The organism is Achromobacter agilis (genome assembly GCF_900496965.1).
GTDB classification, from domain to species: Bacteria; Pseudomonadota; Gammaproteobacteria; order Burkholderiales; family Burkholderiaceae_B; genus Achromobacter; species Achromobacter agilis.
The window spans coordinates 30,072-56,699 of record NZ_UFQB01000005.1 but is presented as its reverse complement, the minus strand read 5'-3'; the positions used below and the strand labels follow the sequence as shown (position 1 = coordinate 56,699).

The following is a 26,628-nucleotide window of genomic DNA, read 5'->3' as shown; positions in this document are numbered from 1 at the left end:
TGCGGCTTACGATGCAGCAAGCCCTTCCATCGGAGCGAGGCGGCAAGACCGGGTGTGCTGCTTTTGGATACGGCTGTTGGGCGTAGAAGACGGCCGTCCTGCCCCAAGGGCGGTTACAGTTGGGGGATGCAATTCTTTGGAGTCCCGTTCATGCCTATCCTGATGTCTACGCGTTGCCGGCTGCTTTGCCTGGGCCTACTGGCTGCGGCATTGGCGGGCTGCGCCGGATCCCCCGGCGGCGCCCGGCCGCAAGGCGCGGCCGCGGCCAACGCCGCCAGCAGCGCGGACTCGCTGGCGCAGACCAGTTGGGAGCTGGTGCGCTGGACGCAGCCCGGCGGCGCGCTGCGCGACATTCCCCATGGCGACAACGGCGAGCCCGTGCGCCTGACCTTCCTGGCGCAGGGCAAGCAATACCGCGTCAACGGATTTTCGGGGTGCAACCGCTACATGGGCTCGTACAAGCTGCAAGGCGGCAAGCTTTACATCGACGCGCCCGCCACGACGCGCATGGCCTGCGTGCCGCCCGAACGCGCCCGTCTCGAAACCGATTACCTGCGCGGCCTCGCCGCCATCGACACGTTCACGCTGGACAACGGCGGCGCGCCGCGGCACCTGACCTTCAATCTGCGCGGTGGCGACGTGCTGGAATTCGCGCGGCGCCAGGATCCGCCGACGCCGTAAGCAAGCCGCCCGGAGATCACCATGCCTATTTCGGTTTCCCTGCGCTGGCTGGCGCCCTGCCTGCTGTCCGTCGGCCTCGCCGCCTGCTCATCGCCGCCCCAGCGCGCCGCAGACGGGCAGGATCCCCGCTTCCAGCCGGCCTCCGCGTCGGACATCCTGGCCCAGACCAGTTGGGACCTGGCGCGCTGGACAAAACCCGACGGCGCCCTGCGGCCAGTGCCGCATCCTTCCACGCGCTCGCGTCCCCTCACGGTCAGCTTCATCCATGAGCAGGGCGCGCCGCGCATGGCGGGTTTCGCGGGCTGTAACCAGTACAGCGCTTCCTATACGGTCGCCAATGGCCTGCTGATCGTGCGCGATCATCCCGTGGCGACCATGATGGCCTGCGCGCCCGGCAGCATGAAGCTCGAGCAGGATTTCCTGGCGGGCATGACGCGCATTACCGCGAGTTCGGTGGACAACACCAATAACCCGCAACGCATGACCTGGGTCCTCAGTTCGGGCGACACGCTGGACTTCGGCCGGCGGACCGATCCCATCGTCGGCGGCCAGCAGGGGCCGACCAAGCTGGTCTACGTGAACTCGGAACGGGTGCCGTGCAGCGCCGGGGCGGGCCGCGCGATGTGTTACCAGGTGCGGGACAGCGCCGCGCAGCCCTGGCAGTTCTGGTACGGGGAAATCACCGGCTTTCATTTCCAGCCGGGTATCCGTTACCGGCTGCGCGTGGTCGAGGTCCAGGACCCGAATCCGCCAGCCGACGCCTCGTCGTTGCGCTGGGTGCTGGACGCGGTGGTCGAGCAGGAAATCGTCTCGCGTTGAGCGCGGTCAAGGCGCGGCGGGGGCGGCGGATGCCGCCCAGCGATTACTATTACGGGTTTCGCCGCCCGTCTTTTCCCGCTTTTCCATGACTTCCGTCGTCAATATCGCCGCTTACAAATTCGTGTCCCTCGCTGACCTGCCGGCGCTGCGCCTGCGCCTGCTGGATGAGGCGGCCCAGGCCGGGCTCAAGGGCACGATCCTGCTGGCCGAAGAGGGCATCAACCTGTTCCTGGCCGGTTCGGCGCAGGGCATCGATGCTTTTCTGCAAGGCCTGCGCGCCGATGCGCGCTTCGCGGATCTTGAAGTGAAGTTCAGCCACAGCGACGGGGTGCCGTTCCGCAAGTTGCTGGTAAAGATCAAGCGCGAGATCATCCGCATGAATCACCCGGCCATCCGCCCCGAGGCGGGGAGAGCGCCCGGCGTGGACGCGCATACGCTGGCCCGTTGGCTGGCACAGGGCGTGGACGACGCGGGGCGGCCCGTGGTCATGCTCGACACCCGCAACGCCTTCGAGGTGGACGAGGGCACCTTCAAGAACGCCATCGATTGGCGCATCGACCGCTTCACGCAGTTTCCCGAGGCGGTGCAGGCGCACCGCGCCGAACTCGAAGGCAAGACCGTGGTCAGCTTCTGCACCGGCGGCATTCGCTGCGAAAAGGCGGCCATCTACATGAACGAAGCCGGCATCCAGAACGTCTACCAGCTAGACGGCGGCATCCTCAAGTATTTCGAGGAAACCGGCGGTCCGGGCTATGACGGCAAGTGCTTCGTCTTCGACGAACGGATATCCCTGGACCCGGCGCTGGCGCCTTCCGGACAGCCCGAGTGTCAGACACCCCTGCGAGATGGCTTCCAGGCTTGAGATAGCCCCCACGGGTGCCTGACACAGCCGGATGTGTAGTGTCTGACACCCGTACGAGAAATTCTCACCGATACGAGACGGCCTAGCCGGGTGTCTGACACGGACGAAAAAGCTTAGCGCACGCGCATGCCCGGCTTGGCGCCGGGGAACGGTTCCAGCACGTAGATGCCGGCGTCGACCGATTCGTCGGCGTGGCTGGCGGCCAGCACCATACCTTCGGAGATTCCGAACTTCATCTTGCGCGGGGCCAGGTTGGCCACCATGACGGTCAGCTTGCCGATCAGGTCTTCGGGCCGGTAGGCCGACTTGATGCCGGAGAACACGTTGCGGTGGCGACCTTCGCCCACGTCCAGCGTCAGGCGCAGCAGCTTGGTCGAACCTTCCACGTGCTCGCAATTGACGATCTGCGCGATACGCAGGTCGACGCGGGCGAAGTCGTCGATGGAGATGGTATCGGCAACGGGTTCGCCGCCGGGCACCACCGCCGGAGCGGCGGGCGGTTCGAACAGGTCTTCCAGCATTTGCGGCTCGACGCGCTGCATCAGGTGCTTGAACGGCGCCACGCGCTGCGGCAGTACCGAGGCGTCGGCCCAGGTGAACGGGGCCTGCGCGCCGAAGAGCTCCAGCGCCACGCGTTCGGCCAGGGCCGGCAGCACCGGCGCCAGCATGACGGACAAGGCCTTGAAACCCGCCAGCGAGCGCGAGCAGATGTCTTGCAGCGCGGCCTTTTGCTCCTCGCCGGCCGTGGCGATGCCCTTGGCCAGGATCCACGGCTGCGCGGTGTCGAACGCCTGGTTGATGCGGTCGGCGTAGGCCATGATTTCGCGGATGGCGCGGTTGTACTCGCGGGCTTCGAACGCGGCACGGATCGATTCCGCCTGTTCGGCGTATTCCGCGGCCAGCGCGGCGGTGTCGCCGGCATAGCCCAGGACGCCGTCGAAATGCTTGGTGATGAAGCTGGCTGCGCGGCTGGCGATGTTGACGTACTTGCCGACCAGGTCGCTGTTGACCCGGGCGATGAAGTCATCGGGGTTGAAGTCCATGTCTTCGACCCGCGCGTTCAGCTTGGCGGCGATGTAGTAGCGCATCCACTCGGCGTTCATGCCGAGCTCGAGGTAGCGCAGCGGCGAAATCCCGGTGCCGCGGCTCTTGGACATCTTTTCGCCGCTGACGGTGATGAAGCCGTGCACGTTCACGGCGTCCGGCGTCTTGCGGCCGGCGAACTTCAGCATCGCGGGCCAGAACAGCGCGTGGAAATACACGATGTCCTTGCCGATGAAGTGGACTTGTTCCGTGCTGCCGGCGGGGTCGAGCAGGGCGTCGAAATCCAGGCCCTTGACGGCGCAGTACGACTTCAGCGAGGCAAGGTAGCCCACCGGCGCGTCCAGCCACACGTAGAAGTACTTGCCCGGCGCGTCCGGAATCTCGATGCCGAAATAGGGGGCATCGCGGGAGATGTCCCAGTCGCCGAGTTTGGCTTCGCCGTCGTCGGCGCCCAGCCATTCGCGCGTCTTGGCCAGCATTTCGGGCTGCAGGTGCTTGCCGCCGGCGGCGTTCGAGCCGGTCGTCCATTGCTGCAGGAACTCCACGCAGCGCGGATCGGACAGCTTGAAGAAGAAGTGGTCCGACGACTTCAGCACGGGCGTGGCGCCGGTCAGCGCCGAATACGGGTTGATCAGGTCCGTGGGCGCGTAGACCGCGCCGCACACTTCGCAGGAGTCCCCGTACTGGTCCTTGGCGTGGCACTTGGGGCATTCGCCCTTGATGTAGCGGTCGGCCAGGAACATGCCCTTGACCGGGTCGTAGAACTGCTCGATGGAGCGGGTCTCGATCAGGCCCTGGGCCTTCAGCGCGCGGTAAATGTCGTGCGACAGCGCGACGTTCTCGGCGGAGTCGGTGGAATGCCAGTGGTCGAAACGGATGTGGAAGCCGTTCAGGTATTGCGGGCGTTCCGCGGCGTAGCGGGCGACCAGCGCCTGCGGCGTGATGCCTTCTTTTTCCGCCTTCAGCATGATCGGCGCGCCGTGCGCGTCATCCGCACCCACGAAGTGCACCGTGTGGCCCGCCATTCGCATCGAACGAACCCAGATATCGGCCTGGATGTACTCCATGATGTGGCCGATGTGGAAAGATCCGTTGGCGTAGGGCAGCGCAGTGGTGACAAAAAGGGTGCGAGACATGGTTGTCGATAGAGGTTGAGGGAAAAAGGGGTTGGCCGGCCATTTTAGGGCAATGGCGGAGACTTGCCTGGCAGGTGCGCCGGAGACGGCCCATCCATGGCGCGACCCGCCCGCCGCGAATGGCGGATCAGGCGGGATTCAGGGCCGGCGGGGCCGGCTGGGGAAGGCAGCAAAAAAGGCGGCGATGCCGCCTTGCGGATGCACGAAGCAGCGGCCCGCTGGCATTGCGGGCATCGGGAAAGCCGCCGTCAGCGGATTTCGCGGGCTTCGACGTCGATCACATCGCCGCGCGGCTGCGTGGCGAACGGGCCGGCGGCGGACTGGAACGGACCCGGGCGGGCGCCTTGGCGCTGGCTCCAGTAGGCGCGCACGCCGAACGGCTTGCCGCGCACTTTGGCGACCACGTACAGGATCGCCACGGCGATTGCCGTGGAAAGCATGAACACCAGCGCCATCGCCATGCCGATCAGGGCCAGGGCGGCGAATAGGACGGCACGAAAGAAGCGGATAAGTGTGTTGGTCATGAAGATGGGATGCAAAACGCAGCGAAAGGTTCCCGGGTATCCGCTATCCTTTAGGGGATGGCGGCGCGCAGAAGCCGCGCTGCCTACGGAACCACAGTGATATGAGTATAACGATAGAACACATCCGCGCCGCGTTGCGCGCTGCGCAAGACCCGAATACCGGTTTGGATTTGGGTGTTTCTGTAAAAGATCGTGACATTCAACTGGGCGGCGGCCGTGTCGCGGTGGCGCTGGAACTGGGCTATCCCGCCGACGGCGTCAAGGACCAGGTGCGCGAAATCGCCGAGGCGGCGCTTGCCGGCGCCGGCGTGCCGGGCGCGCAGGTCTCCGTCACCTGGAAAGTGGCCGCCCACGCGGTGCAGAAGGGGCTGAAGCCTCTGCCCAACGTGCGCAATATTATTGCGGTGGCGTCGGGCAAGGGCGGCGTGGGCAAGAGCACCACGGCGGTGAACCTGGCCCTGGCCCTGGTGGCGGAAGGGGCCCGGGTCGGCCTGCTGGACGCCGACATCTACGGTCCCAGCGTGCCGACCATGCTGGGCATCTCGGGCCGTCCCGAGAGCCGCGACAACAAAACCATGGAGCCGCTGACGGGCCACGGCCTGCAGGCCAATTCCATCGGCTTCCTGATCGACGCCGATTCGCCAGCCATCTGGCGCGGCCCGATGGTGACGCAGGCCCTGGAGCAGTTGCTGCGCCAGACCAACTGGCAGGATCTCGATTACCTGATCGTCGACATGCCGCCGGGCACCGGCGACGTGGCCCTGACCCTGGCGCAGAAGGTGCCGGTCGTGGGCGCCGTCATCGTCACCACGCCACAGGACGTGGCCTTGCTGGACGCGCGCAAGGGCTTGCGCATGTTCCAGAAGGTCGAGGTGCCGATCCTGGGCGTGGTCGAAAACATGGCCATCCATATCTGCCCGGGTTGCGGGCGCGCGGAACACATTTTCGGCGAAGGCGGCGGCCAGCGCATGGCCGAGCAGTACCACGCGCCGTGGCTGGGCAGCCTGCCGCTGACCCTGGCCATCCGTGAGCAGACGGACGCCGGCACGCCGACCGTGGTGTCGGACCCGGCCAGCGAGGCTGCGGCGCTGTACCGTGGAATCGCCAGGAAACTGGCTGCCGGCGTTGCCGCGCTCCCGCGCGATATGGCTGGCAAGTTCCCGTCCATCGTTGTGCAGCAACCGACCTGAAGCATGCGGTGGGCAGCCCACGCCTTCTTGGCTGGATGTTGTGTGATGGCGGGCGAGGCGTTGGCCAAGCGCCCGGAGATCATCGTGGACCCGGGCGGCGTGCCGCCGGCCGCGCTGCAGGCGATCACCGAGGCGGTAGACGCGATCGCGCGGCTGGCCGAGGACCAGGACGGCGGTGAAATCAACCGCCTGCGCCGGCGCGCACGCGACGCGACGCTGGCGGCCCTGGCCACCCAGGGCTACTTCTCGCCCACGGTAACGCTCGAGGCCGGCACCGACATCGGCGGCGAAACCTGGGACATCGGCATCGTCTCCGGCAAGCGCACGACCGTCGGTTCGGTCGACCTGACCTTCACCGGCCGGATCACGCGGCCCGAGTACGCCGAGCGCGTGCGCAAGCTGCGCGACGACTGGCTGCTGAAGGTGGGACAGCCTTTCATCAACAGCGACTGGAACAAGGCCAAATCGACCCTGCTGGACAACGTGTCCACGCGCGATTTCCTGCTGGCGCGCATGACCGCCTCCGAGGCCGAGATCCAGGCCGACGCGGCCACGGCCGCGCTGCGCGTCACGATCGACAGCGGGCCGCAGGTCCGCATGGGCGAACTCACCATCCTGGGGCTCAAACGCGTGCCGGACAAGCTGGTCGACCGCTACGTGCGCTATTCCGTGGGCGCCGCCTACGACCAGAACCGGCTGGATGAATGGCAGCAGGACCTGCAGTCCACGGCTTTTTTCCGGGGGGCGTTCGTGTCCCTGGAGCAGCCGGGCGGGGGCGAGCAGCCCGCCGCGCCCGTCTCCGATCGCGCCCGCGCGCCGGGGGCGGCCGATGCGGCGGCTTCGGCGCCGGCGGGCGATCCGGCCGTGTCCGGCGCCATGCCGCCGCCGCCCGCCAAATACGATTCCGACGGCGAAGTCACTTTGCCGGTGCAGGTGCGCGTGGTCGAGGCCCCGCCCAAGCGGCTGTCCGTCTCGGTGGGGGTAGACGACGAGGCGGGGGCGCGGCTGGAGTCCCTGTACCGCCAGAACGTGGTGTTCGGCCAGCCCGTCACCATGGAAACCGGCTTTGGCGTGGACCGCCTGCGCCAGCGCGCCTACCTCGACATTTTCATGCCGCCGACCGAACGCGGCTACAAGGATTCCATCGGCCTGCTTGCGGACCACTCCGACATCCAGGGCCTGGACGTGACGCGCTACGCGCTGGGCGCGACCCGCACACAGGAGCGCAAGGGCGCGGGCGACAGCCGGGTCGAATATGAAACCCGCTGGGGCATGCTGCTGGCGCACGACCATGTCAAGATCGACGGCGGCGACGAATACACCCTGCCCACGCTGACCGCGACGGCCGAGTGGCTGCGCCGCGACGTGGACAACAAGTACGACCCGCGCGAAGGCAATCTGATCGCGGTGGGCGGCGGCGTCGGCGTCACGCTGGACACGGGGCAACCCTACACGCGCCTGCGGTTGCGGGCGCAGAAGTGGTGGCCGATAGGCAAGCTGGACGTGCTGACGGTGCGCGGCGAGGTCGGCCGCCTGTGGGCCAACGGCGACGTGCAGGTGCCCGACGATTTCGGCTTCCGCACGGGCGGCGCGCGTTCCATCCGAGGCTACAAGTACCAGAGCATCGGCGTGCAGCGCGACAACGCGGTCGTCGGCGCGCCCACGTTGCTGGTCGGCAGTATCGAGTACGACCACTATTTCAACGAACGCTGGGGCATGGGCGTGTTCGTGGATGCGGGCGACGCCGCCGAATCCTTTGGCGATATGTCGCTGGCGCTGGGCTATGGCGTCGGCGCGCGCGTGCGCACCCCTGCGGGCCCGTTGTTCCTGGACGTGGCCTATGGCCAGCGCGACCGCGACCTGCGCCTGCACTTTTCGCTGGGGATCGCGTTTTGAAGCGGCTGCGCAAATTCCTGCGCCACGTGCTGGTGTGGTGGCTGCCCGGCCTGGCGATGCTGGCCGTGCTGGCGGGCGGCTTCCTGGTCTGGCTGGCGGGATCCCAGAACGGCACGCGCCTGCTGCTGACCACGGCCGCGCAGCAGCTGAACGGGCAGGCGCTGGACGTGAACGGCTCGCTGCTGCGCGGCGTGACGGTCGGCAGGCTGGACCTGGACATGGACGGCACGCGTATCGGCATCAGCGATCTGCGCCTGAACGTGCACTGGCGCGCGCTGGGCGACCGCTTGCTGCATGTGCGGGAAGTTTCGGCGGGGTCGGTCCACGTGGCGCTCGTGTCGTCGCCCGAGGCGCCGCCGGAAGAGGACGACGGTACGCCGTTCACGCTTCCGGCCCTGCCGGTGGACATCGCCGTGGACCGCGTGGCGCTGGGGCAGTTCGAGCTGCTGCAGGACGGCGAGCCTCTGCCGGTAACGCTGGGCGGCCTAGAGGCCACGCTGGCCGCGGGGCGCGAAGGCGCGCAGTTGCGGATCGCGAGCCTGCGCGTCGGCCACGACGTCGGCACGGCGGAACTCAGCGGCCAGGCCGATCTCCAGGGCATGGCCGATCCCTGGCCCTTCACGGCGCGCCTGGACGTGATGGCACGCGGCGCCGGCCCTGATTCCCCGCTGTGCCAGCCCGACAGGCTGCGCGGTATCTACGAACCGAAGCCCTCCGCGCCCAAGCCTGCCGCGGCGAAGCGCGGCGCCGAGAAGCCCCGGGCCGACGCCCCTGCGGCCCCTCCCGAGATAGCCGGGCCGGCGGCGCCGGCCTGCCAGGTCGTGCTGCGCGCCGATGCCGCCGGCTCGCTCGACGGCATCCAGGCCAAGCTGGACGGCTCGGGCTCCGGCCTGGCGCTCGACGTGGTCGCCGACCTGGCGCCGCGCACGGCGCTGGTGTTGCGCAGCGCCCGGGCACGCGCGGAGCTGCCGGACAAATCCTCGCTGGCGGCGCAGTTCGACCTGCAGACGGCGCAGGAGCAGGGCGCGGGGCGCGACCGCGTGGTCGGCTCGCTGAGCGCCCAGCGCCTGGACCTGGCGCCCTGGCTCGGCCAGGCCATTCCGCCCGCGGTGCTGACCGTGCGGGCCGACCTGCAGGCCGAGATCGAGAACCTGAGCCAGCTGCGCCATGCCGGCGTGGAGCTGCGTTTCGAAGACGGCACCCGCTGGAACCGGCAACCGCTGACCGGCGCGCTGAAGGCCCAGGTCGACATCGCCGCGCCGGCGGCCGGCCCGTCTTCCGAAGCGGCCGGCGCCGCCGGCGATCCGCTGGCGGGGCTGCGCATCCACGGGTTGGATCTAGACGTGAAGCTGGGACGCAACCGCGTCCGGGCCAGCGGCGAACTCGGCGCCTCGGATGGCGCCCTGACGCTGGACGCCCAGGCGCCCCAGCTGGACGCGTTCTGGCCCGACGTGCCGGGCGGGGCGGAGCTGAAGGGCAAGCTGACCGGATCGGCGGCCGCGCACCGCGGCGATTTCACCGCCAGCTATACCCCCGCGAAGCCGCGTCCGGGCATGTTGGGTCAATCCAAGGCTCAGGCTGGCATCGCGTTCGCGGGCGGCTGGGGCAAGGGACGCCAGGGCGAGCCCGACGCCGCGCTGACGGGCTGGCGAGGCCAGTTTTCGCGCCTGGCGGCCGATACGGCCGGTTTTGCGGTCACGGCAGACCGGCCGGTTTCGCTGGCTTTCCTACCGTCGGCCGTGGCGCCGCAGTGGCAATGGCAGGTCGGCCAGACCGTGCTGAGCGTGACCCTGCCCGGCAAGGAGCGCCTGACGCTGGCGCACAAGGGGTCGCGCGGCGGCGGCAAGCGCTGGGAAACGGCGGGGCAGGCCGACAACCTGGTCATTACCGCCGCCATGGCGCGGCAGGTGATCGGCGCGGTAGATCCCGAGGCCGCGGCCCGGCTGGGCAAGCGCCCCGCGCGCGTGAACGCCATGGTTCCGGAAGGCCAGCGCCGCATCGCGCTCGACGCGCTGTGGGACCTGAAATTCGATGGCCGGCTGGCCGGCACGGCCCGTCTCTCGCGGCGCGAAGGGGATCTGCTGATCCCGGGCGACCCGCCGACGCCGCTCGGCCTGCGCACGCTGGTCCTGGACGTAATCGCCACGCCCGTTTCGGCCAACGCCAGCCGGCTGGACGCCAAGGTGAACCTGGTCACGGAGAAAATGGGCTCGGTGGTTGGCTCCGGCTCCGCGGTGCTGCTGGTCGACGCCAAGGGCGGCATGGCGCTGGACGCCCGCCAGCCCTTGCGCGCCAAGCTGGACGCCGACATCGCCGACCTGGGGTGGGTCGGCCTGTTCGTGGGCGACACGATGGAAATCGGCGGCACGCTCAAGGCCAACCTGGAAGCGCAGGGCTCGCTTGCCGGCAAATGGAGCGCCAGCGGCAACATCCGCGGCGACAAGCTGCGGCTGGTGCGGATCGACGATGGCGTGCGCCTGATCGAGGGCACACTGTCTGCCCGCCTGGACGGGGACACGCTGGTGCTCGACAGCCTGCGCTTCCCCGCGTCGCTGCGGGTCATGCCGGCGGAATGGCGGACCAAGGAATGGATCACCACCAACCCCGAAGCCAAGGGCGGCTACGCCGAGGCCAAGGGGCAGTGGAACCTGATCGACGGCGGCGGCAACGTGCGCCTGACGCTGCACCGGTTCCCGGCGCTGCAGCGGTCGGACCGCTACGCGATGGTTTCGGGCGTCATCGACCTGAAGGCGGCCATGCCGCGCCTCGAGATCGTCGGCGACCTGAAGGCCGACGCCGGCTGGTTCAGCCTGGAAATCCTGCAAGGGGTGCCGTCGCTGGACGACGACGTGAAAGTGCGCCGGGCGGGCGACGACGCCACGGCCGTTTCGACGCCGTTGCAGACCAGCATGAACCTCAAGTTCGACATGGGGCCGCGCTTCTACATCACCGGGATGGGGCTGGACGCGGGCCTGTTGGGCTCCATCCAGATTCAGCTCAACGAGGGCCGCCTGACGGGCTGGGGGCAATTGCGGACGCGAGGCGGCGGCATCGAGGCCTATGGCCAGAAACTGCGCCTGAGCCGGGGCACCCTGACTTTCCAGGGCCGGCTGGACAATCCGCTGCTGGATATCGAAGCCCTGCGCACCGGCGAGCAGGTCGAGGCCGGCGTGAAGGTGGTCGGCACGGCGCAGCGCCCGCGCATCGACCTGGTGTCCTACCCGGACGTCAGCGACGTGGAAAAACTGTCCTGGCTGCTGCTGGGCCGAGGGCCGGACGAAAGCGGGGGCGACGCCGCGCTGCTGATGTCGGTGGGCACGGCGCTGCTGGGCGGCGGGCAGCCGTTCTACAAGCAGTTCGGGCTGGACGACGTCAGTATCCGCACGGGCAACATCGGCAGCTCGGGCAGCATCCTGCCCGACCGCACGGTGGCCGGCGACGTGAACCGGGACAGCGACAGCCAGCTGGCCACGCAATTCCTGGTGGCCAGCAAGTCGTTCGCCAACGGCATCACGCTCAGCGTGGAGCAGGCGCTGGCGGGCAGCGATACCGTCGGCCGGGCCAGCTACCGCCTGGCGCGGGGTCTGTCCCTGGACGTGAAGGGGGGCGCGGTCAACGGGATCGAATTGGTGTACCGGACCTTCTTCGGCAACTGATTCGCGGACGGGGCGGGGCGGTTGCCTCCCCCCGCTCCGGGCGGCATGCGCGCGCTCGGGATAAAATGACGGCCATTCAACCCCTTAGCACCCTTCCCACCATGAGCATCAAAAGCGACCGCTGGATCCGCCGCCAGGCCGAAGCCGGCATGATCGAACCCTTTGAACCGGGGCAGGTCCGCACGGCCAATGGCGGGCGCATCGTCAGCTACGGCACCAGCAGCTACGGCTACGACGTGCGCTGCGCCGATGAGTTCAAGATCTTCACGAACATCAATTCCACCATCGTCGATCCCAAGAATTTCGACGAAGGGTCATTCGTGGATTTCAAGGGCGATGTCTGCATCATCCCGCCCAACTCGTTCGCGCTGGCCCGCACGGTCGAATACTTCCGCATCCCGCGCAGCGTCCTGACGGTCTGCCTGGGCAAGAGCACCTACGCGCGCTGCGGCATCATCGTCAACGTCACGCCGCTGGAACCCGAATGGGAAGGCCACGTAACGCTGGAATTCTCGAACACCACGCCGTTGCCGGCCAAGATCTACGCGGGCGAAGGCTGCGCGCAGATGCTGTTCCTGGAAAGCGACGAGGTCTGCGAGACTTCCTACCGCGACCGCGGCGGCAAGTACCAGGGCCAGCGCGGCGTCACGCTGCCGCGCACCTGATGCGTCAGCCGGCCGGCGGGGGCGCCGGCCGCAGGTAATCGATATCCCATTCGCTTTCGGCGGTCTGGACGAATCCATGCCGCTGGTAGAAGCGATTCGAATCGCTGCCGCGCAGTGCGCCCACGCGCACCGGCAACCCGAGCCGGTCGGCGTCTTCCAGGATCCGCCGCAAAACTTGGCTGCCCAGGCCTGCGCCCTGGGAGCCGGGCCGCAGATACAGGTGATCCAGACGCAGGCCGTCGCCGTCCGGGCGCAGCGCATAGAAGCCCAGCCGCTGCCCGTCCAGTTCGATGGACCAGGTATGTTCCGGCCGGAACGTGCTGCGCAGCCGTGATCGCGCGCGCTCTGGATCGAAGCGCCCCAGGCGTTCCAGGCTTTCGCGCATGGCTTCGATGCGCAGCGCCAGCAGGGCTTCGAAATCCGCTTCGCCGACGGGCTCGTACCGGATGTCCGGTGCCGCCAGCGCGTCGTAGCCCCGTCCCAGGAACTGCAGGATGCAGATGCCGTGCCCGTAGGGATCGCTCAGGTGCGCGATCCGGCCCCATTCGTGCGAGACGGCCGGGTCTTCCAGCCGCGCGCCCGCCGCCACGGCCCATTCGACCGCGCGGTCCGCGTCGTCGACCACCACGTCCAGATGGATCGGCGTCCAGTGCCGGGCATAGTCGCGCGGCTGCCGCGTAGCGCCCGCGGCGGGTGTGCCGGCCGCTTTTTCCAGCAGATAGATGGGCGCTTCGGCGCCGCGCATTTCGGCGGCCTTGGGCCCGAGCCTGCGCTGCAGCCTCAGCCCGAAGGCTCGGCGATAGAAATCGATGGCATGTTCCAGATCCGGCACATCGATGTTGACCAGGATACGCATGGGAGTTCTTCCGTCGGAGATGGCGCAAAACATAGCATGGCCGCCAGGTCCGTTGTTGCGCCGCAAGTGCTAAAGAACCTCACGTCGCGACCGTAAATGACTATATATGTGTTTGCCGATTTGGCGACGTCATTTCTGCAAGCGTGAGCCCCGATCCGTGCGTTACCCCCATGTCCCCTGGCTGCCCCTATTGTTCTATCCCGCGCTGCCGGTGGCCGCGGCGGTGGCGCTGTTGCTGTGGCGGGAATGGCCGCCCGCGCTGACGCTGATCGTCCCGTTCATGCCATGGGCGATGGCCTTGATCTGCGCGGCCACCTGCTTCATGTACCAGCGTTCGCAGACGCTGGCGCTGATGCTCTGCGTGCTGGCCGCCACGGCGGCCTGGCCCGCGCTGGGGCGGGAAGCGCCCTGGGCGCTGGGGCACGCCATGGCGTGGTGGGCCCTGGTCTACGCGATCAATGCCTTGTGGTCCGAGCGGTCCAGCATGCTGGTGGACACGGCGGCGCGCACCGGCCTGATGGCGCTGGGCGCAGCCGCGATTGCGCTGGCGGGCAAGGACGGCGTGGCCGGCGCCCTCGGCGTGCTGTCCGTGCAAGGCAAACTCGGCCACCTGAGCGTGCCGATCGAGGGGCTGATCGCATTGCTGGCCACCGGCCTGGCGCTGACGCTGCTGCTCCTGCGCTATGGCCGGCCGCAGCAGGCCGGGCAATGGCTGGGTTTCGTGTGCATGGCCTGGGCTTTGCCGCGCGGCGCGCAGCATCCCGTCGAACTGGCGCTGATGTCCACCGCCGCGCTGACCGCGCTGTGCGTGTCGCTGGCGCACGAAGGCTTTCACATGGCGTTCCTCGACGAACTGACCGGCCTGCCCGGCAGGCGCGCGCTGAACGAGCGGCTGCAGCGCATGGGCGGACGCGTCTACGCGCTGGCGATGGCCGACGTGGATCATTTCAAGGCGTTCAACGATACCCACGGCCATGATGTGGGCGATCAGGTCCTGCGCATGGTGGCGGCCCAGCTGCGGCGGGTGCCGGGCGGCGGGCACGCCTACCGTTTCGGCGGCGAAGAGTTCACGCTGGTGTTCCCGGGCAAGACCGCGGCGGAATGCAAGCCGCACCTGGAAAGCGTCCGGCGCGCCATCGAGGCCTACCAGATGCGCCTGCGCGACAAGCCCGCGCGTCCCAAGGCCGACCAGCTGGGCATGCGCCGGCGGGGCGGGCGCGATGGGCGCAACGCGCGGCCGCTGCGCGTGACCGTCAGCATGGGCGTGGCCGAACGCGGCGACGCGCTGCGCGTGCCCGAAGCGGTGATCAAGGCGGCCGACCAGGCGCTCTACCGGGCCAAGGATGGCGGCCGCAACCAGGTGTGCCTGTACAGCTTGCGGCGGCGGCCCGGCCAGGCGTAGGCTGCCGCGCTACTGGCCGGGCAGGGCCAGCGACATCAGCGTTTCGTCGTAGAACCTGCCGTTCACGCACAGCGCTTCGCGTTCGCACCCGTATTCGGCGAAACCCAGGCCGGCGTACAGGGCGGTGGCCGCGGCGTTGTTCGACGTTACGCTCAACTGCACGTAGCGGATCCCGCGCATGGCCCCGGCGTGCGCGATGGCCGCCTGCATCAGCAGCCTGGCCAGGCCCCGGCCCCGCTGGGCGGGCGCTACGTACATGCTCCAGATGTGGGCCTTGTGCCGTGTCTTCAGCTTGCGCTGCCGGGCCACGCCGACGATACCGGCCAGCGCCTCGCCGTCGAAGACGCCGAACATCGCCCCGTCGTCCACCGGCGCGATCCAGGCGCGGATGTCCTCCAATGTCAGGGTATGTTCCTCTTCGTAACTCGATCCGAACGATTCGGGGGTTTCAACGAGCGCGTCCAGGCGCAATTGGCGCAGGGCGGCGGCGTCTGCGGGAACGAGGCGTCGGACCAGGGGTGAGGGCATGGGAGAAAAGTGTTGGGAATAGGTAACGTTTTGGAGGCGGTTTGGCCAGTATAGAAGGGTGGCTTGCCTATAATGGTTCCAATGCCGCTTGCGGTTTTCACAAAGGAGCCACTGATGTTCGGTTTCCTCAAGATAAACCAGGACGCCAAGCGCAACGAAGTCCAGGAAGAGTTCGTAGCGCGCGTGGCGGGTGCCGCGCAGGACTTTGTCCAGGCAGCCGGCCAGACCGGCGCCGTGCTGGACTATTCGCCGTCCAGCGTCCACGCGCTGGATGAAGCGCTGGAGGCCGCCCACCTCGGGACCCTCCCTCTGACCCCCATGCAGACTGTCGGCGCCGCCGCCTACCTCTACGAGGTCGGCCGCCGCGCGCATGGCGGCCTTTACGAAGTGTGCGACGACGAGGACCCGGTCGTGCTGGTCTGCGGCGAACCGGGAACCGAAGTCTGCTTCGGCGCGATCGCAAAGATCGAACGCCGGATCCGGTACGGGGCCACGGAGGCGATTCCGCCTTATTTCGAGCAGTTCACGGCGGCGTTGGAGGCGCGCGAGGCCCGGACCATCCGGTAGCCCCGTCCGGGTTGAAAAGCCGCGCTTTTGGCGCGATGACAACGGCCGCGCATCCCTTCTGGGGATTTCCCTTAGGACTGTAAGAAAAACAGCCCTACAATTCCGCCATTCCCGCCTCCCCGGCGGGTGCTCGCGCCGTCTGTCATCAGGCGGATTTTTACTCGCTGTACACTCGCGCCGCGTTACGCGTCCGATTCCGCCTTGCCCCCAGGAGCGCCCGCATGAAATTCCGCTTCCCCATTTTCATCATCGACGAGGACTACCGTTCCGAGAACGCGTCCGGTTTGGGCATCCGCGCCCTCTCTGCCGCGATCGAGGCCGAGGGCGTCGAGGTGATCGGGGTGACCAGTTATGGCGACCTGAGTTCGTTTGCCCAGCAGCAAAGCCGTGCCAGCGCCTTCATCCTGTCGATCGACGATGAAGAGTTCGACGTGGATTCGCCCGAGGACGTGGCTAGCGCGATCAAGAACCTGCGCGCCTTCATCGGCGAACTGCGCTTTCGCAACGCCGACATCCCCATCTACCTGTACGGCGAGACGCGCACCTCGGAACACATCCCGAACGACATCCTGCGCGAACTGCACGGCTTCATCCACATGTTCGAGGACACCCCCGAATTCGTGGCGCGCCATATCATTCGCGAAGCCCGCAGCTACGTCGACAGCCTGCCGCCGCCGTTTTTCCGTGAACTGGTCAAGTACGCGCAGGACGGTTCGTACTCCTGGCACTGTCCCGGCCACTCGGGCGGCGTGGCGTTCCTGAAGAGCCCGGTGGGCCGGATGTTCCACCAGTTCTTCGGCGAGAACATGCTGCGCGCCGACGTCTGCAATGCCGTCGACGAACTGGGCCAGCTGCTGGACCACACCGGCCCCGTGGCCGAGTCGGAACTGAATGCGGCGCGCATCTTCCACGCCGACCACTGCTTCTTCGTGACCAACGGCACCTCCACTTCGAACAAGGTGGTGTGGCACGCCAACGTCGCCGCCGGCGACGTGGTCGTGGTGGACCGCAACTGCCACAAGTCCATTCTGCACGCCATCACGATGACAGGCGCGATTCCGGTGTTCCTGCGCCCCACGCGCAACCACCTGGGCATCATCGGCCCGATCCCGCTGGAAGAATTCCACCCCGACAACATCCGCAAGAAGATCGAGGCCAACCCCTTCGCGCGCGAGGCGGTCAACAAGAATCCGCGCATCCTGACGCTGACGCAGAGCACGTATGACGGCGTCATCTACAACGTGGAAATGATCAAGCGGGAGCTGGGCAGCTACGTCGATACGCTGCACTTCGACGAAGCGTGGCTGCCGCACGCATCGTTCCACGAGTTCTACCAGGACATGCACGCCATCGGCCAGGACCGCCCGCGCAGCCAGGACGCGATGGTGTTCGCCACGCACTCCACGCACAAGCTGCTGGCCGGCATTTCGCAGGCCTCGCAGATCATCGTGCAGGAGTCCGAGACCCGCAAGCTGGACCGCAACGTTTTCAACGAAGCCTACCTGATGCACACGTCCACCTCGCCCCAGTACGCGATCATCGCGTCCTGCGACGTGGCCGCCGCCATGATGGAGCCGCCGGGCGGCACCGCGCTGGTCGAGGAAAGCATCCGCGAAGCCATGGACTTCCGCCGCGCCATGCGCAAGGTGGAGTCGGAATTCGGCAAGAACGACTGGTGGTTCAAGGTCTGGGGTCCGAACCGCCTGGTGCCGGAAGGCATCGGCAACCGCGACGAATGGATCCTGGAATCCGACGACCATTGGCATGGCTTCGGCGACCTGGCCGAAGGCTTCAACATGTTGGATCCGATCAAGGCCACGGTCATCACCCCGGGCCTGGACATGTCCGGCAGCTTCGGCGAAACGGGCATCCCCGCCGCCCTGGTCTCCAAGTACCTGACCGAGCACGGCGTGGTGGTCGAGAAGACCGGCCTGTATTCGTTCTTCATCCTGTTCACCATCGGCATTACCAAGGGCCGCTGGAACACGCTGCTGACCGCCCTGCAGCAGTTCAAGGACGACTACGACCGCAATCAGCCACTGTGGCGCATCCTGCCGGAGTTCTGTCGCGACCATCGCCGCTACGAGCGCATGGGCCTGCGCGACCTGTGCCAGCAGATCCACGAGGCTTACCGCGAACGCGACGTGGCGCGCCTGACGACCGAGATGTACCTGAGCGACATGGTCCCGGCCCTGAAGCCGTCGGACGCCTTTGCCCGCATGGCGCACCGCGAGGTCGAGCGCGTCGATATCGACAAGCTGGAAGGCCGCGTGACCGGCGTGCTGCTGACGCCGTATCCTCCGGGCATCCCGCTGTTGATTCCGGGCGAACGCTTCAACCGCACCATCGTCCAGTATCTGCAGTTCGCGCGCGAGTTCAACCAGCGCTTCCCCGGTTTCGAAACCTATATCCACGGCCTGGCCGATGAAGTGGGTCCCGACGGCGAAAAGCGCTATTACGTTGATTGCCTGATCGAAGAGTGAGGCCCGGCGGGCCTGGAGTCCTGATGTTCGATGTAGCCGTACTCGGCGCCGGCGCCGCTGGCATGATGTGCGCCGCGGTGGCCGGCCAGCGCGGCCTGCGCGTGGTGCTGGTCGACCACGCCAGCCGCCTGGCCGAGAAGATCCGCATTTCCGGCGGCGGCCGCTGCAATTTCACCAACATCGGCGCCGGGCCCGCCAACTTTCTTTCCGACAATCCGCATTTCTGCCGTTCGGCCCTGTCGGGGTATACGCCGCAGGATTTCCTGGCGTTGCTGAAGCGCCACCATATCGCCTGGCACGAGAAGCATCGCGGCCAGCTGTTCTGCGACGACTCCAGCGAATCCATCATCGAGATGCTGCGCGCCGAATGCGACGCGGGCGGCGTGCAGTGGCGCATGAATTGCGCGGTGGCCGAGATCGGGCAGGGCGAGCAGGGCTTCGAATTGCGCACCGGCCAGGGGCCGATCCGCGCGGCCAAGCTGGTGATCGCCACCGGCGGCATGGCGATCCCGCAGCTGGGCGCCACCGACTTCGGCCTGAAGGTCGCGCGGCAGTTCGGCCTGAAGGTCGTGGAGCCCCGGCCCGCCCTGGTGCCGCTGACTTTCGACCCCGCGCAGTGGCAGGCCCTGTCCGAATTGTCCGGCGTGGCGCTGGAAGTCAGCCTGCACACAGGGCAGGGCAAGGCCCGCGGCGAATTCCTGGAAGACCTGCTGTTCACGCACCGCGGCCTGTCGGGGCCGGCGATCCTGCAGATATCCAGTTTCTGGAAGCCGGGCGAGCCCATCGTGGTGGATCTGGCGCCCGGCCGTAACCTGGCCGAGGAGCTGCTGGCGTCGAAATCCGGCAACCGGCAGCAGCTGCACACCGTGCTGGCGGGCCTCTGGCCCAAGCGCCTGGCCGACCGCTGGCTGCACCTGGCGGAGCAGAAGGGCAAGCCCGGGCTGGCGGCGTTGCGCCTGGCCGATGCGCCGGACAAGACCCTGCGCGGGCTGGCGCAGGACATCCACCAATGGACGCTGGTGCCCAGCGGCACGGCGGGCTACAAGAAGGCCGAGGTGATGCGCGGCGGCGTGGACACGCGCGGCCTGGACCAGAAGTCCATGCAGGCCAAGACCACGCCCGGCCTTTACTTCATCGGCGAAACCGTGGACGTCACGGGTTGGCTGGGCGGCTACAACTTCCAGTGGGCCTGGGCCTCGGGCATGGCTTGCGGCAAGGCGCTGTAGGGCGCCTGCTAGCCGGCCAGCACGCGGTTCGAGAGGCAGCCGACACTTCCCACTTCCACCTCGACGATGTCGCCATCCTTCATGAACAGGGGAGGATTGCGCTTGAAGCCGACGCCGCCGGGCGTGCCCGTTACGATGACATCGCCTGGCTCCAGCGTTGCGAAGCGAGAGATGTACTGGATGAGCCGTGGGATGCTGAAGATCAGTTGCGCGGTGGTGGCATGCTGCACTACCTCGCCGTTCAGCCGGGTGCTTAGCGAAAGGTCGGCACCGTCGGGAACCTCGTCGCGGGTGGCCATCCACGGCCCGAATGCGCCGGTGGCGTCGAAGTTCTTGCCAGGCGTCCACTGGCTCGTGTGCTGCTGCCAATCACGCACCGACGCGTCGTTGTAGGGCGCGTAGCCGGCGATGTGCGCGTAGGCATCTTCCTGGCTGATGCGGCGGCCTCCCTTGCCGATCACCACGGCGATCTCGCCTTCATAGTCCAACTTGTGCGATTCGGCGGGGCATCGAATGGCCAGGCCGTGTCCGACCTGCGAGGTGGCGACGCGCAGGAACAGGGTCGGCTCGCCGGTGGGTTCGCGATTGGTTTCCCGACGGTGGTCCTCGTAGTTCAAGCCTACGCACAGAATCTTTCCCGGATCGGGGATGACCGGCAGCAGTTGCACGTCTTCAAGACTGACATCGGCAGCGCGGCCCCGCGCCGCGCGCGCGATGTCGGGCAGGGCCTGCGCCTGCAGTGCCGCCCGCAGCGAGCGGTAGCGTCCTTGCGTTAGCGGCTGTCCGTCGATGATGCGCCCGTCTTCCGCGAGCAGGCCCCAGGAGGCAAGGCCCTGCCGTTCAAAGCTGAGTAGTTTCATGATGATCTCCTATAGGTTTCGCTATCGTTAAAAAGCCCACGGTTCCCTTAGAATGGCAAGCCGACGCCAGAACCGGTTTCTCCATGAACATAACCATCAAGCAGTTGCGCGCTTTCGTGAACGTGGCCAACGCCGGCAGCTTCACCGAAGCTGCCAAGCGCATGCATGTGACGCAATCGGCCCTGAGCCTGCTGCTGCGCGAATTGGAAAGCGAACTGGATTTCCGCCTGCTCGATCGGAATAGCCGCAATACGCAACTGTCGGTCATGGGGGCCGAGTTCTATCCGCTTGCCGTCAAAGTCCTCGACGACCTCGATAACGCCGTGCACAGCACGCTGCAGCTGCATGATCGCCAGCGCGGCGGCGTGCGCGTCGCTTGTACGCTGCTTTACAGCCAGGCGCTCATGCCTGAAATCCTGGCGATGTTCGGTCAGCGGTATCCGGGCATTGACGTGCGCATGCTCGATATGCCCAATGAGCAGGTTCTGGTGCGGGTGCTGAACGACGAGGCCGATTTCGGCATCGCGCCGCAACGTCCGACGCCTGCCGGGATGCGCCAAGAACGGCTGTTCCAGGACCGCATCCAGCTTATCTGCCCGAGTACCCATCCGCTTGCGCGCAAGAAAAGGGTCACTTGGAAGCAGGCGCTCGATTACCCGTTCATCAGCCTGCCGCTGGACTTCACCGTGCGTCTGCAGGCAGATTTGCGCGCATGGTCCGAATCGCTGGTGCTTGAGCCTGCGCATTCCGTTTCGTATCTCACCACGGCCATCGGCATGGTGAAGTGGGGGCACGGTCTGACCGCGCTGCCGTCGTATTCGACACCGTTGTTGTCGTCGTATGGCGTCACCGGCATTGCGGTGCAGGATCCGGTGATTCATCGGCAGATATCTATCTTTACCAAGAAAGGACGCAGCCTGTCGCCTGCGGCGCAAAGCCTTAAACAGTTCCTGTCCGACTTCATGGCCGACCGGAAGTGATGTGCGCAGGTTTTGCGGGCCCGGCGCGGTTCGGCCGCCGCTCGCAATACTTGCTGGCGCTGCGGCAATACGCTGGCTATCACAGGTCGAGCACCAGGTTGTCGTCCAGGCAGCCCGAGCAGCAGATCATCATGCTGCGGCCGGCGGCGCGTTCGTTTTCGCTGAGCACCTGGTCGCGGTGGTCGGGGCGGCCGGCCAGCACGCCGGTCTCGCAACTGCCGCATACCCCCTGGCCGCAGGAAAAGGCGGGGTCCAGGCCGGCTTCCTGCAGCACCTGCAAGATCGTCCGGCCCGCCGGTACCTGCAGGGAGCGTCCGCTGCGGGCCAGCGTGACGGTATAGCCGCCAGCGCGCGAGGGCGCCTCGGTGGCGGCGAAGCGCTCGTAGTGCACGCGCTCGGCGGGCAGCCGGGACGCGGCCGCAAGAAACGCGTCCAGCATGGAAGCCGGGCCGCAGCAATAGATATGCGCATGCGGCGGCAGGTTGCCCACCAGGCCTTCGATATCCAGACGGTCGGCCGGTTCGGCCTGGTCGAAGTAGAAGCGCACCCGCTCGTCGCCCTCAAACTCGGCCGTGAAAGCCGCCGCGCTGGGCGTCCTGGCGCAGTAGTGCAACGACCAGTGTTTTCCCAGGTCGTTCAGGCGCCGGATCATGGCGCGTATGGGCGTGATTCCGATACCGCCGGCAATGAATACCGACTGCCGGGCATTTTCGACCAGCGCGAACGCATTGCTGGGCGCGACCGCCGGCAGTATGTCGCCGACGCGAACGCGTTCGTGCAGGTAGCGCGAGCCGCCACGGCTGCGTGGATCGAGGTTGACCGCGACCACGTAGCGGTGGCGTTCGCGTTGTGAGTTCGTCAGCGAATAGCTGCGCCGCATGCTGTCCGGCAGCACCAAGGAGATGTGCGCGCCGGCGGTGAAGGCCGGCAGCGGGCATCCATCGTTCGAGACGAACTCGTAAGCGAGGATGCCGCGCGCCTCTTCGGAAATGGCGCGAACCCGCAAGGAAAGGAGGAACTCATTGCTCATGATGCGAGGCTGGGTCTGGAGATGGCGGGCGGCTGCAGCGTTTGGTCATTCGACCTTGATGCCGGCCATGTGGGCAATCTTGCCCCATTTGTCGTACTGGGCGCGGAAGAAACGGGCAAATGAGTCTGGCGTTCCGGTAGCGACTTCGGCGCCTTGCGCGGCCATCGCCTGCTGAAAATCGGGTGTTTTCAACGTTTCGTCCAGCGCCTGGGACAGGCGTGTCACGATGCCGGCAGGCATCTCCCTGGGACCGAGTACGGCGAACCAGGTGCCTGCCTCGAAGCCGTCCACGCCGGACTCTTGCATTGTGGGTACGTCTGGCATCAGGGGGGAACGATTGCTTAGCGTGATGGCCAGCGGCACGAGCTTGCCGCTCTGCACATGGGGTAAGGCCGATACCAGTACGTCGAACATGACGTCGACCTGCCCGCTGATAACGTCAACCAGGCCAGGCGAACTGCCCTTGTAGGGAATGTGGACGATGTCCACCTGTTCGATCGATTTGAACAATTCGCCGGCAAGGTGCGCCGCGCTGCCGTTACCGAACGACGCATACGTCAGCTTCCCCGGTTGAGCGCGGGCGGCCCGGACCAGATCCCGCACGGTCTTGAGGCCGGTATCGGGGTTGGCGACGAGCACCAGGGGCGATTGGGCAATCAGTTTGACCGGTGTGAACGAATCGATGGCCTCGTAAGGCAGTTTGGGATAGGCGTGCGGAGTTACGGTCAGGGGACCGGCGGCGCTGAAAAGCAGCGTGTAGCCGTCGGCGGGCGCTTTGGCGACCATGTCCTGCCCGATCATGCCGCCCGCGCCGGCCCGGTTTTCCACGACAAAGGGCTGGCCCAGCCGCTGGGCCAGCGATTTGGCAACCAACCGCGCGGTACTGTCGGTCGAGCCGCCCGCTGCATACGGAACAATCAGGCGCACCGGCTTGTCGGGGTAGTCGGCCTGGGCCGCACCGCAACAGGCGAAGAACAGCAGCGAAGTCGTGGCGCACAGCTTGCGTAGGGATATGTTCATGCTCTCTCCTTTGGTTGATAGCGGTCCGCCTGTATCGACGGTTGGTTCCAGACCGGCGGGTCAGGTTCTGGCGGCCGGCATCCGGCCTGTCGGATCGCCGAAGCGTTCCTTCATGATCTCTTCGAAGGGAGTGCCTTCGTTGGCGACCCAACTGCCTGAGCGCAGCCGGTAGCTTTCGTGGAGCAAGGGCGCCTGCGGCGGATCGCCGTTGGCAAGTGCTTTGGCGCCGGCCAATACGGTGCGGCGAAACCGCACGATCGCGGCATCGGTCGCGGTTAGATGTTCGCGCGTGCGATCGGCTATCGCGCCTTGGCTTTCCTGGATCATTGCGTCCTGCTCGGCCACGCCATGCACACCCGTGAATGTTCTGTGCTTTTGATCCATGCGGTTGAGCAGATATTCGTTGGACTTGTTGCGCAGGGGAAGATAGTCGGGGCCGACCTCGGCCACGACGCCGTGCCCCCCTTGGAGTTGTGTCCGTTCTTCATCGGAGAGGGGGCGGTCGGGGTTCCAGACGTAGGTATATATCCAGCATGCCGTATCGGTAATGGGTACGAAGGTATAGCCGAAATAATTCTCGCCGGGCAGCGTCGATGGGGTCGTGCTGTGCGACGGCAGCGCGAAGTGCGCCATGCGCCAATAGATGCTATTGCCGCCGGCGCGCCGCGCGCCGCCCACCACGAAGCCGACGTCGTGGGACAGAATCGAGAAGCTCGGCATGGGGTCGCGGCGAATCCAGGCCAGGCGTTGTTCATCGGCTGGCGCATCCGGATTCGCGTTGGACGGCACGGACGGCGCCGGCATATGCAGGAACGAGAAATGCGAGGTATCCAGGGCGCCTTCGATCGCCTGCGCCCAATTGCATTCCTGGCGCTTCTTCGTCACATAGCGATGCGTCTCGGGCAGTTCGCCGAATTCCAGTCTTGGCACTTCGGGTAGTTCGCTGGCCTCGGTCTGTGGACCCAGGTAGGCCCATACAATGCCGCCGTACTCGCGCGTGGGGTAGGCCTTGATTGCCATCTCGCCGTGGTAATTGGAGTCCGGGGACACGTTTGGCAGGTCCATGGCCTTGCCGTTCACGTCGAATTTCCAGCCGTGGAACACGCAGCGCAATCCGCAGTCTTCATTGCGGCCGTAATAGAGATCGGCGCCGCGATGCGGACAGACTGGGTCGACCAGTCCCACACGTCCTTGCGTATCCCGAAAGGCCAAGAGCTTTTCGCCCAGGACCTGCAAGCGTAGCGGTGTGCCGTCGGGTTCAGGCAACTGCGCCGATAGCGCCACGGGCTGCCAGAAGCGCCGGAAGTACTGCCCCATGGGCTGATCCCCATCGGTGCGGGTCAAGAGTTCATTGTCAGCTGCGTTCAGCATGCTTGTTCCTCGCAGTAGCTTGTCTGTGTATTAGCGCGCTGTGCCGATGCCGTAAGGAGTTCCCCATTGCAGCGTGTCGGTGGTGAGTCCGGAGGGCTCGTACTCGCAGCCGATCCAGCGGTCCCACCCCAGGGCCTCGAGTTGCTCGAAAAACCAGGGGAAGTGGATTTCACCGGTGCCCGGCTCATGCCGGCCCGGCACATTGCCGATCTGTACGTGGCCCACGTGCGGATAGGCGCGGCGCAGCGTCTCGGTGAGATTGCCTTCTTCCATCTGTACGTGATAGGTGTCGAAGCACAGCTTTACGTTGGGCTTGCCGATGGCTTCGATGCACGACAGGCCTTCGTCGATGCGGTTGTAGAAATAGTCGGGAAAGCGCGCCCGGCAACAGGGCTCGAGGATCAGGGTCAAGCCTTCGCTGCCGGTCAGCGCGGCCGCGTAGGCAATGTTCTCCAGGAATACGTCGCGGCACTGGGCCCGGTCCATGCCCGTGGGGATGTTTCCGGCCATGGCATGAATCATGGGGCCGCCGACCTGGACGGCGTATTGCACGGCGCTTTCCACGCTGCGCCGGAAGTCGGCCTCGCGCCCCGGCAGGGCAGCGATGCCGCGTTCACCCGCCGCCCAATCGCACGGGGTGAGCACCTGGACCAAGGTCAAGCCGTGCTCACCCAGCAGGTCCGCGATCTGGCGGGCGGGGTATTCGTAAGGGAACGCCACCTCCACGCCTTTGAACCCGGCGCGCGCGGCCGCACCATACCGTTGCAGCATAGGCAGTTCGGTAAACATCCAGCGCAGGTTGGGATCGAAACGCAACATTGAGTCTCCTTGGTTGTCTCTCGTGTTGGGCGCAGCTGTTTGCCAGCATCTCGTACGGTCGACAATCTACGGTCCGAAGGGACGGGGAACAATGCAAGTGACCCAATAGATCGATTAGGAAACCTTATGGGCGGGGTTGCCGCCGGCCGGGGTTCGCGGCGGTTTCAACCCCGTGAAGTCCGGTATTCGGCAGTGGGGGATGAGATGGTCAATTGCGATATTGAATAAAAATTAATATCATTAAAATTATCATTATGTATTTGGGTTTGGCGCAAAACGGTTTCAAGTTTCCGTCCCGCTCGGATCCGCCGTCCGGGAGCCCGGATGCGCGCTGGCACATAAACCGCTCCCGCGGGAGCCTGAATGGAGAGTCTGCATGCCCTACACCCTTCCCACCCTGCCGTACGCCTATGACGCCCTGGAGCCCCACATCGACGCGATGACGATGGAGATCCACTACAGCAAGCACCATCAGACCTACGTCAACAGCCTGAATGCCGCGCTGGAAGGGGCGGGGCTTTGCACCGATGAGCCCGTCGAGGCGCTGGTGTCGCGCCTGGACCAGCTGCCCGAGGCCGTCCGCGGCGCGGTGCGCAACCATGGCGGCGGGCATGCGAACCACAGCCTGTTCTGGTCGGTCATGTCCCCCGAGGGCGGCGGCGAGCCCTCGGGAACCCTGGCCGCCGCCCTCGAGTCCGAGCTGGGCGGCATGGCCGCCTTCCGCGATGCCTTCACCAAGGCCGCGCTGACCCGCTTCGGCAGCGGCTGGGCCTGGCTGTCGGTGACGCCGGCCGGCAAGCTCGCGGTGGAAAGCAGCGCCAACCAGGACAGTCCGCTGATGCTCGGCAATACGCCGGTCCTGGGGCTGGATGTGTGGGAGCACGCCTATTACCTGAAGTACCAGAACCGCCGGCCGGAATACATTGCCGCCTTCTACAATGTCGTGAACTGGCCCGAAGTCGCGCGCCGCTACGCCGCGGCGAAGCGCTGAGCGCGTCTTTCGCAAGGAGGGC

Annotated in this window: 22 protein-coding genes; 13 read left to right on the top strand and 9 right to left on the bottom strand. The window is 66.6% G+C overall.

Annotated elements, in window-relative coordinates; genetic code table 11:
• Positions 1–150 precede the first annotated feature (150 nt).
• The 3 genes from AGI3411_RS07755 (at position 151) to AGI3411_RS07745 (ending at position 2,362) form a co-directional block, all read left to right on the top strand.
• Positions 151–681 carry an META domain-containing protein gene (locus AGI3411_RS07755; protein WP_129526807.1) on the top strand — a complete coding sequence of 177 codons (531 nt, stop codon included), beginning with the start codon at positions 151–153 and terminating at the stop codon, positions 679–681.
• Positions 682–702: 21 nt separating this feature from the next.
• A complete protein-coding gene (locus AGI3411_RS07750; RefSeq protein ID WP_129526806.1) occupies positions 703–1,500 on the top strand; it encodes an META and DUF4377 domain-containing protein in 798 nt (265 codons plus the stop codon).
• An 85-nt stretch (positions 1,501–1,585) separates the two neighbouring features.
• Positions 1,586–2,362: a sulfurtransferase gene (locus AGI3411_RS07745; protein WP_129526805.1), complete on the top strand. Its 777-nt coding sequence runs from the start codon at positions 1,586–1,588 to the stop codon at positions 2,360–2,362.
• A gap of 113 nt (positions 2,363–2,475) precedes the next feature.
• On the opposite strand, the gene metG is transcribed toward AGI3411_RS07745, so the two are convergent.
• Both metG and AGI3411_RS07735 read right to left on the bottom strand, forming a co-directional pair.
• Positions 2,476–4,596, bottom strand: a complete 2,121-nt coding sequence (metG, locus tag AGI3411_RS07740) for a methionine--tRNA ligase (protein WP_279638344.1) — start codon at positions 4,594–4,596, stop codon at positions 2,476–2,478.
• Between the two features lie 194 nt (positions 4,597–4,790).
• Positions 4,791–5,066 (bottom strand): hypothetical protein, encoded by a 276-nt coding sequence (locus AGI3411_RS07735; RefSeq protein WP_129526803.1) that lies wholly within the window; start codon positions 5,064–5,066, stop codon positions 4,791–4,793.
• 101 nt (positions 5,067–5,167) lie between these two features.
• Here AGI3411_RS07735 and apbC point away from each other — a divergent pair, with 101 nt between their 5' ends.
• The 4 genes from apbC (at position 5,168) to dcd (ending at position 12,473) form a co-directional block, all read left to right on the top strand.
• Positions 5,168–6,256, top strand: coding sequence for an iron-sulfur cluster carrier protein ApbC (gene apbC / locus AGI3411_RS07730; RefSeq protein WP_129526802.1), 1,089 nt, complete (start codon positions 5,168–5,170; stop codon positions 6,254–6,256).
• Between the two features lie 3 nt (positions 6,257–6,259).
• Positions 6,260–8,152 carry an autotransporter assembly complex protein TamA gene (locus AGI3411_RS07725; protein ID WP_129526801.1) on the top strand — a complete coding sequence of 631 codons (1,893 nt, stop codon included), beginning with the start codon at positions 6,260–6,262 and terminating at the stop codon, positions 8,150–8,152.
• Complete coding sequence (locus tag AGI3411_RS07720) at positions 8,149–11,808, top strand: translocation/assembly module TamB domain-containing protein (protein ID WP_129526800.1); 3,660 nt, start codon at positions 8,149–8,151, stop codon at positions 11,806–11,808. The genes AGI3411_RS07725 and AGI3411_RS07720 overlap by 4 nt, the downstream gene beginning before the upstream one ends.
• A gap of 101 nt (positions 11,809–11,909) precedes the next feature.
• Entirely contained in the window at positions 11,910–12,473 is a 564-nt protein-coding gene (dcd, locus tag AGI3411_RS07715; protein WP_008166733.1) for a dCTP deaminase, read from the top strand.
• A 4-nt stretch (positions 12,474–12,477) separates the two neighbouring features.
• Here the strand turns inward: dcd and AGI3411_RS07710 are convergent, their stop codons facing one another.
• Positions 12,478–13,329: a GNAT family N-acetyltransferase gene (locus tag AGI3411_RS07710; protein ID WP_129526799.1), complete on the bottom strand. Its 852-nt coding sequence runs from the start codon at positions 13,327–13,329 to the stop codon at positions 12,478–12,480.
• A gap of 157 nt (positions 13,330–13,486) precedes the next feature.
• On the opposite strand from AGI3411_RS07710, the gene AGI3411_RS07705 reads away from it, so the two are divergent.
• Positions 13,487–14,731, top strand: a complete 1,245-nt coding sequence (locus AGI3411_RS07705; protein WP_129526798.1) for a GGDEF domain-containing protein — start codon at positions 13,487–13,489, stop codon at positions 14,729–14,731.
• A 9-nt stretch (positions 14,732–14,740) separates the two neighbouring features.
• Here the strand turns inward: AGI3411_RS07705 and AGI3411_RS07700 are convergent, their stop codons facing one another.
• Positions 14,741–15,259 (bottom strand): GNAT family N-acetyltransferase, encoded by a 519-nt coding sequence (locus AGI3411_RS07700; protein WP_129526797.1) that lies wholly within the window; start codon positions 15,257–15,259, stop codon positions 14,741–14,743.
• Positions 15,260–15,373: 114 nt separating this feature from the next.
• Here AGI3411_RS07700 and AGI3411_RS07695 point away from each other — a divergent pair, with 114 nt between their 5' ends.
• From AGI3411_RS07695 to AGI3411_RS07685, 3 genes are all read left to right on the top strand, one after another.
• Positions 15,374–15,826, top strand: a complete 453-nt coding sequence (locus tag AGI3411_RS07695) for a hypothetical protein (RefSeq protein ID WP_129526796.1) — start codon at positions 15,374–15,376, stop codon at positions 15,824–15,826.
• A gap of 221 nt (positions 15,827–16,047) precedes the next feature.
• Positions 16,048–18,309: an arginine/lysine/ornithine decarboxylase gene (locus AGI3411_RS07690; protein ID WP_129526795.1), complete on the top strand. Its 2,262-nt coding sequence runs from the start codon at positions 16,048–16,050 to the stop codon at positions 18,307–18,309.
• A gap of 23 nt (positions 18,310–18,332) precedes the next feature.
• Positions 18,333–19,535 carry a BaiN/RdsA family NAD(P)/FAD-dependent oxidoreductase gene (locus AGI3411_RS07685; protein ID WP_129526794.1) on the top strand — a complete coding sequence of 401 codons (1,203 nt, stop codon included), beginning with the start codon at positions 18,333–18,335 and terminating at the stop codon, positions 19,533–19,535.
• A gap of 8 nt (positions 19,536–19,543) precedes the next feature.
• On the opposite strand, the gene AGI3411_RS07680 is transcribed toward AGI3411_RS07685, so the two are convergent.
• Entirely contained in the window at positions 19,544–20,395 is an 852-nt protein-coding gene (locus AGI3411_RS07680; RefSeq protein ID WP_129526793.1) for a fumarylacetoacetate hydrolase family protein, read from the bottom strand.
• 83 nt (positions 20,396–20,478) lie between these two features.
• On the opposite strand from AGI3411_RS07680, the gene AGI3411_RS07675 reads away from it, so the two are divergent.
• Positions 20,479–21,375, top strand: coding sequence for a LysR substrate-binding domain-containing protein (locus tag AGI3411_RS07675; protein WP_129526792.1), 897 nt, complete (start codon positions 20,479–20,481; stop codon positions 21,373–21,375).
• A gap of 79 nt (positions 21,376–21,454) precedes the next feature.
• Here AGI3411_RS07675 and AGI3411_RS07670 read toward each other — a convergent pair whose 3' ends face one another.
• Genes AGI3411_RS07670 through AGI3411_RS07655 form a run of 4 tightly spaced genes read right to left on the bottom strand, consistent with a single transcriptional unit; the run spans position 21,455 to position 25,615 of the window.
• On the bottom strand, positions 21,455–22,405 hold the full coding sequence (locus tag AGI3411_RS07670; protein WP_129526791.1) for a PDR/VanB family oxidoreductase: 951 nt from the start codon (positions 22,403–22,405) through the stop codon (positions 21,455–21,457).
• Positions 22,406–22,450: 45 nt separating this feature from the next.
• Positions 22,451–23,425: a Bug family tripartite tricarboxylate transporter substrate binding protein gene (locus AGI3411_RS07665; RefSeq protein WP_129526790.1), complete on the bottom strand. Its 975-nt coding sequence runs from the start codon at positions 23,423–23,425 to the stop codon at positions 22,451–22,453.
• A gap of 60 nt (positions 23,426–23,485) precedes the next feature.
• The gene (locus tag AGI3411_RS07660; protein ID WP_129526789.1) at positions 23,486–24,796 is read right to left on the bottom strand and encodes a Rieske 2Fe-2S domain-containing protein; all 1,311 of its coding nucleotides are present in this window, start codon (positions 24,794–24,796) and stop codon (positions 23,486–23,488) included.
• A gap of 30 nt (positions 24,797–24,826) precedes the next feature.
• Positions 24,827–25,615, bottom strand: a complete 789-nt coding sequence (locus AGI3411_RS07655) for a hydroxypyruvate isomerase family protein (RefSeq protein ID WP_129526788.1) — start codon at positions 25,613–25,615, stop codon at positions 24,827–24,829.
• Between the two features lie 376 nt (positions 25,616–25,991).
• On the opposite strand from AGI3411_RS07655, the gene AGI3411_RS07650 reads away from it, so the two are divergent.
• Entirely contained in the window at positions 25,992–26,606 is a 615-nt protein-coding gene (locus AGI3411_RS07650) for a superoxide dismutase (protein WP_129526787.1), read from the top strand.
• The last annotated feature ends 22 nt before the right edge of the window (positions 26,607–26,628 follow it).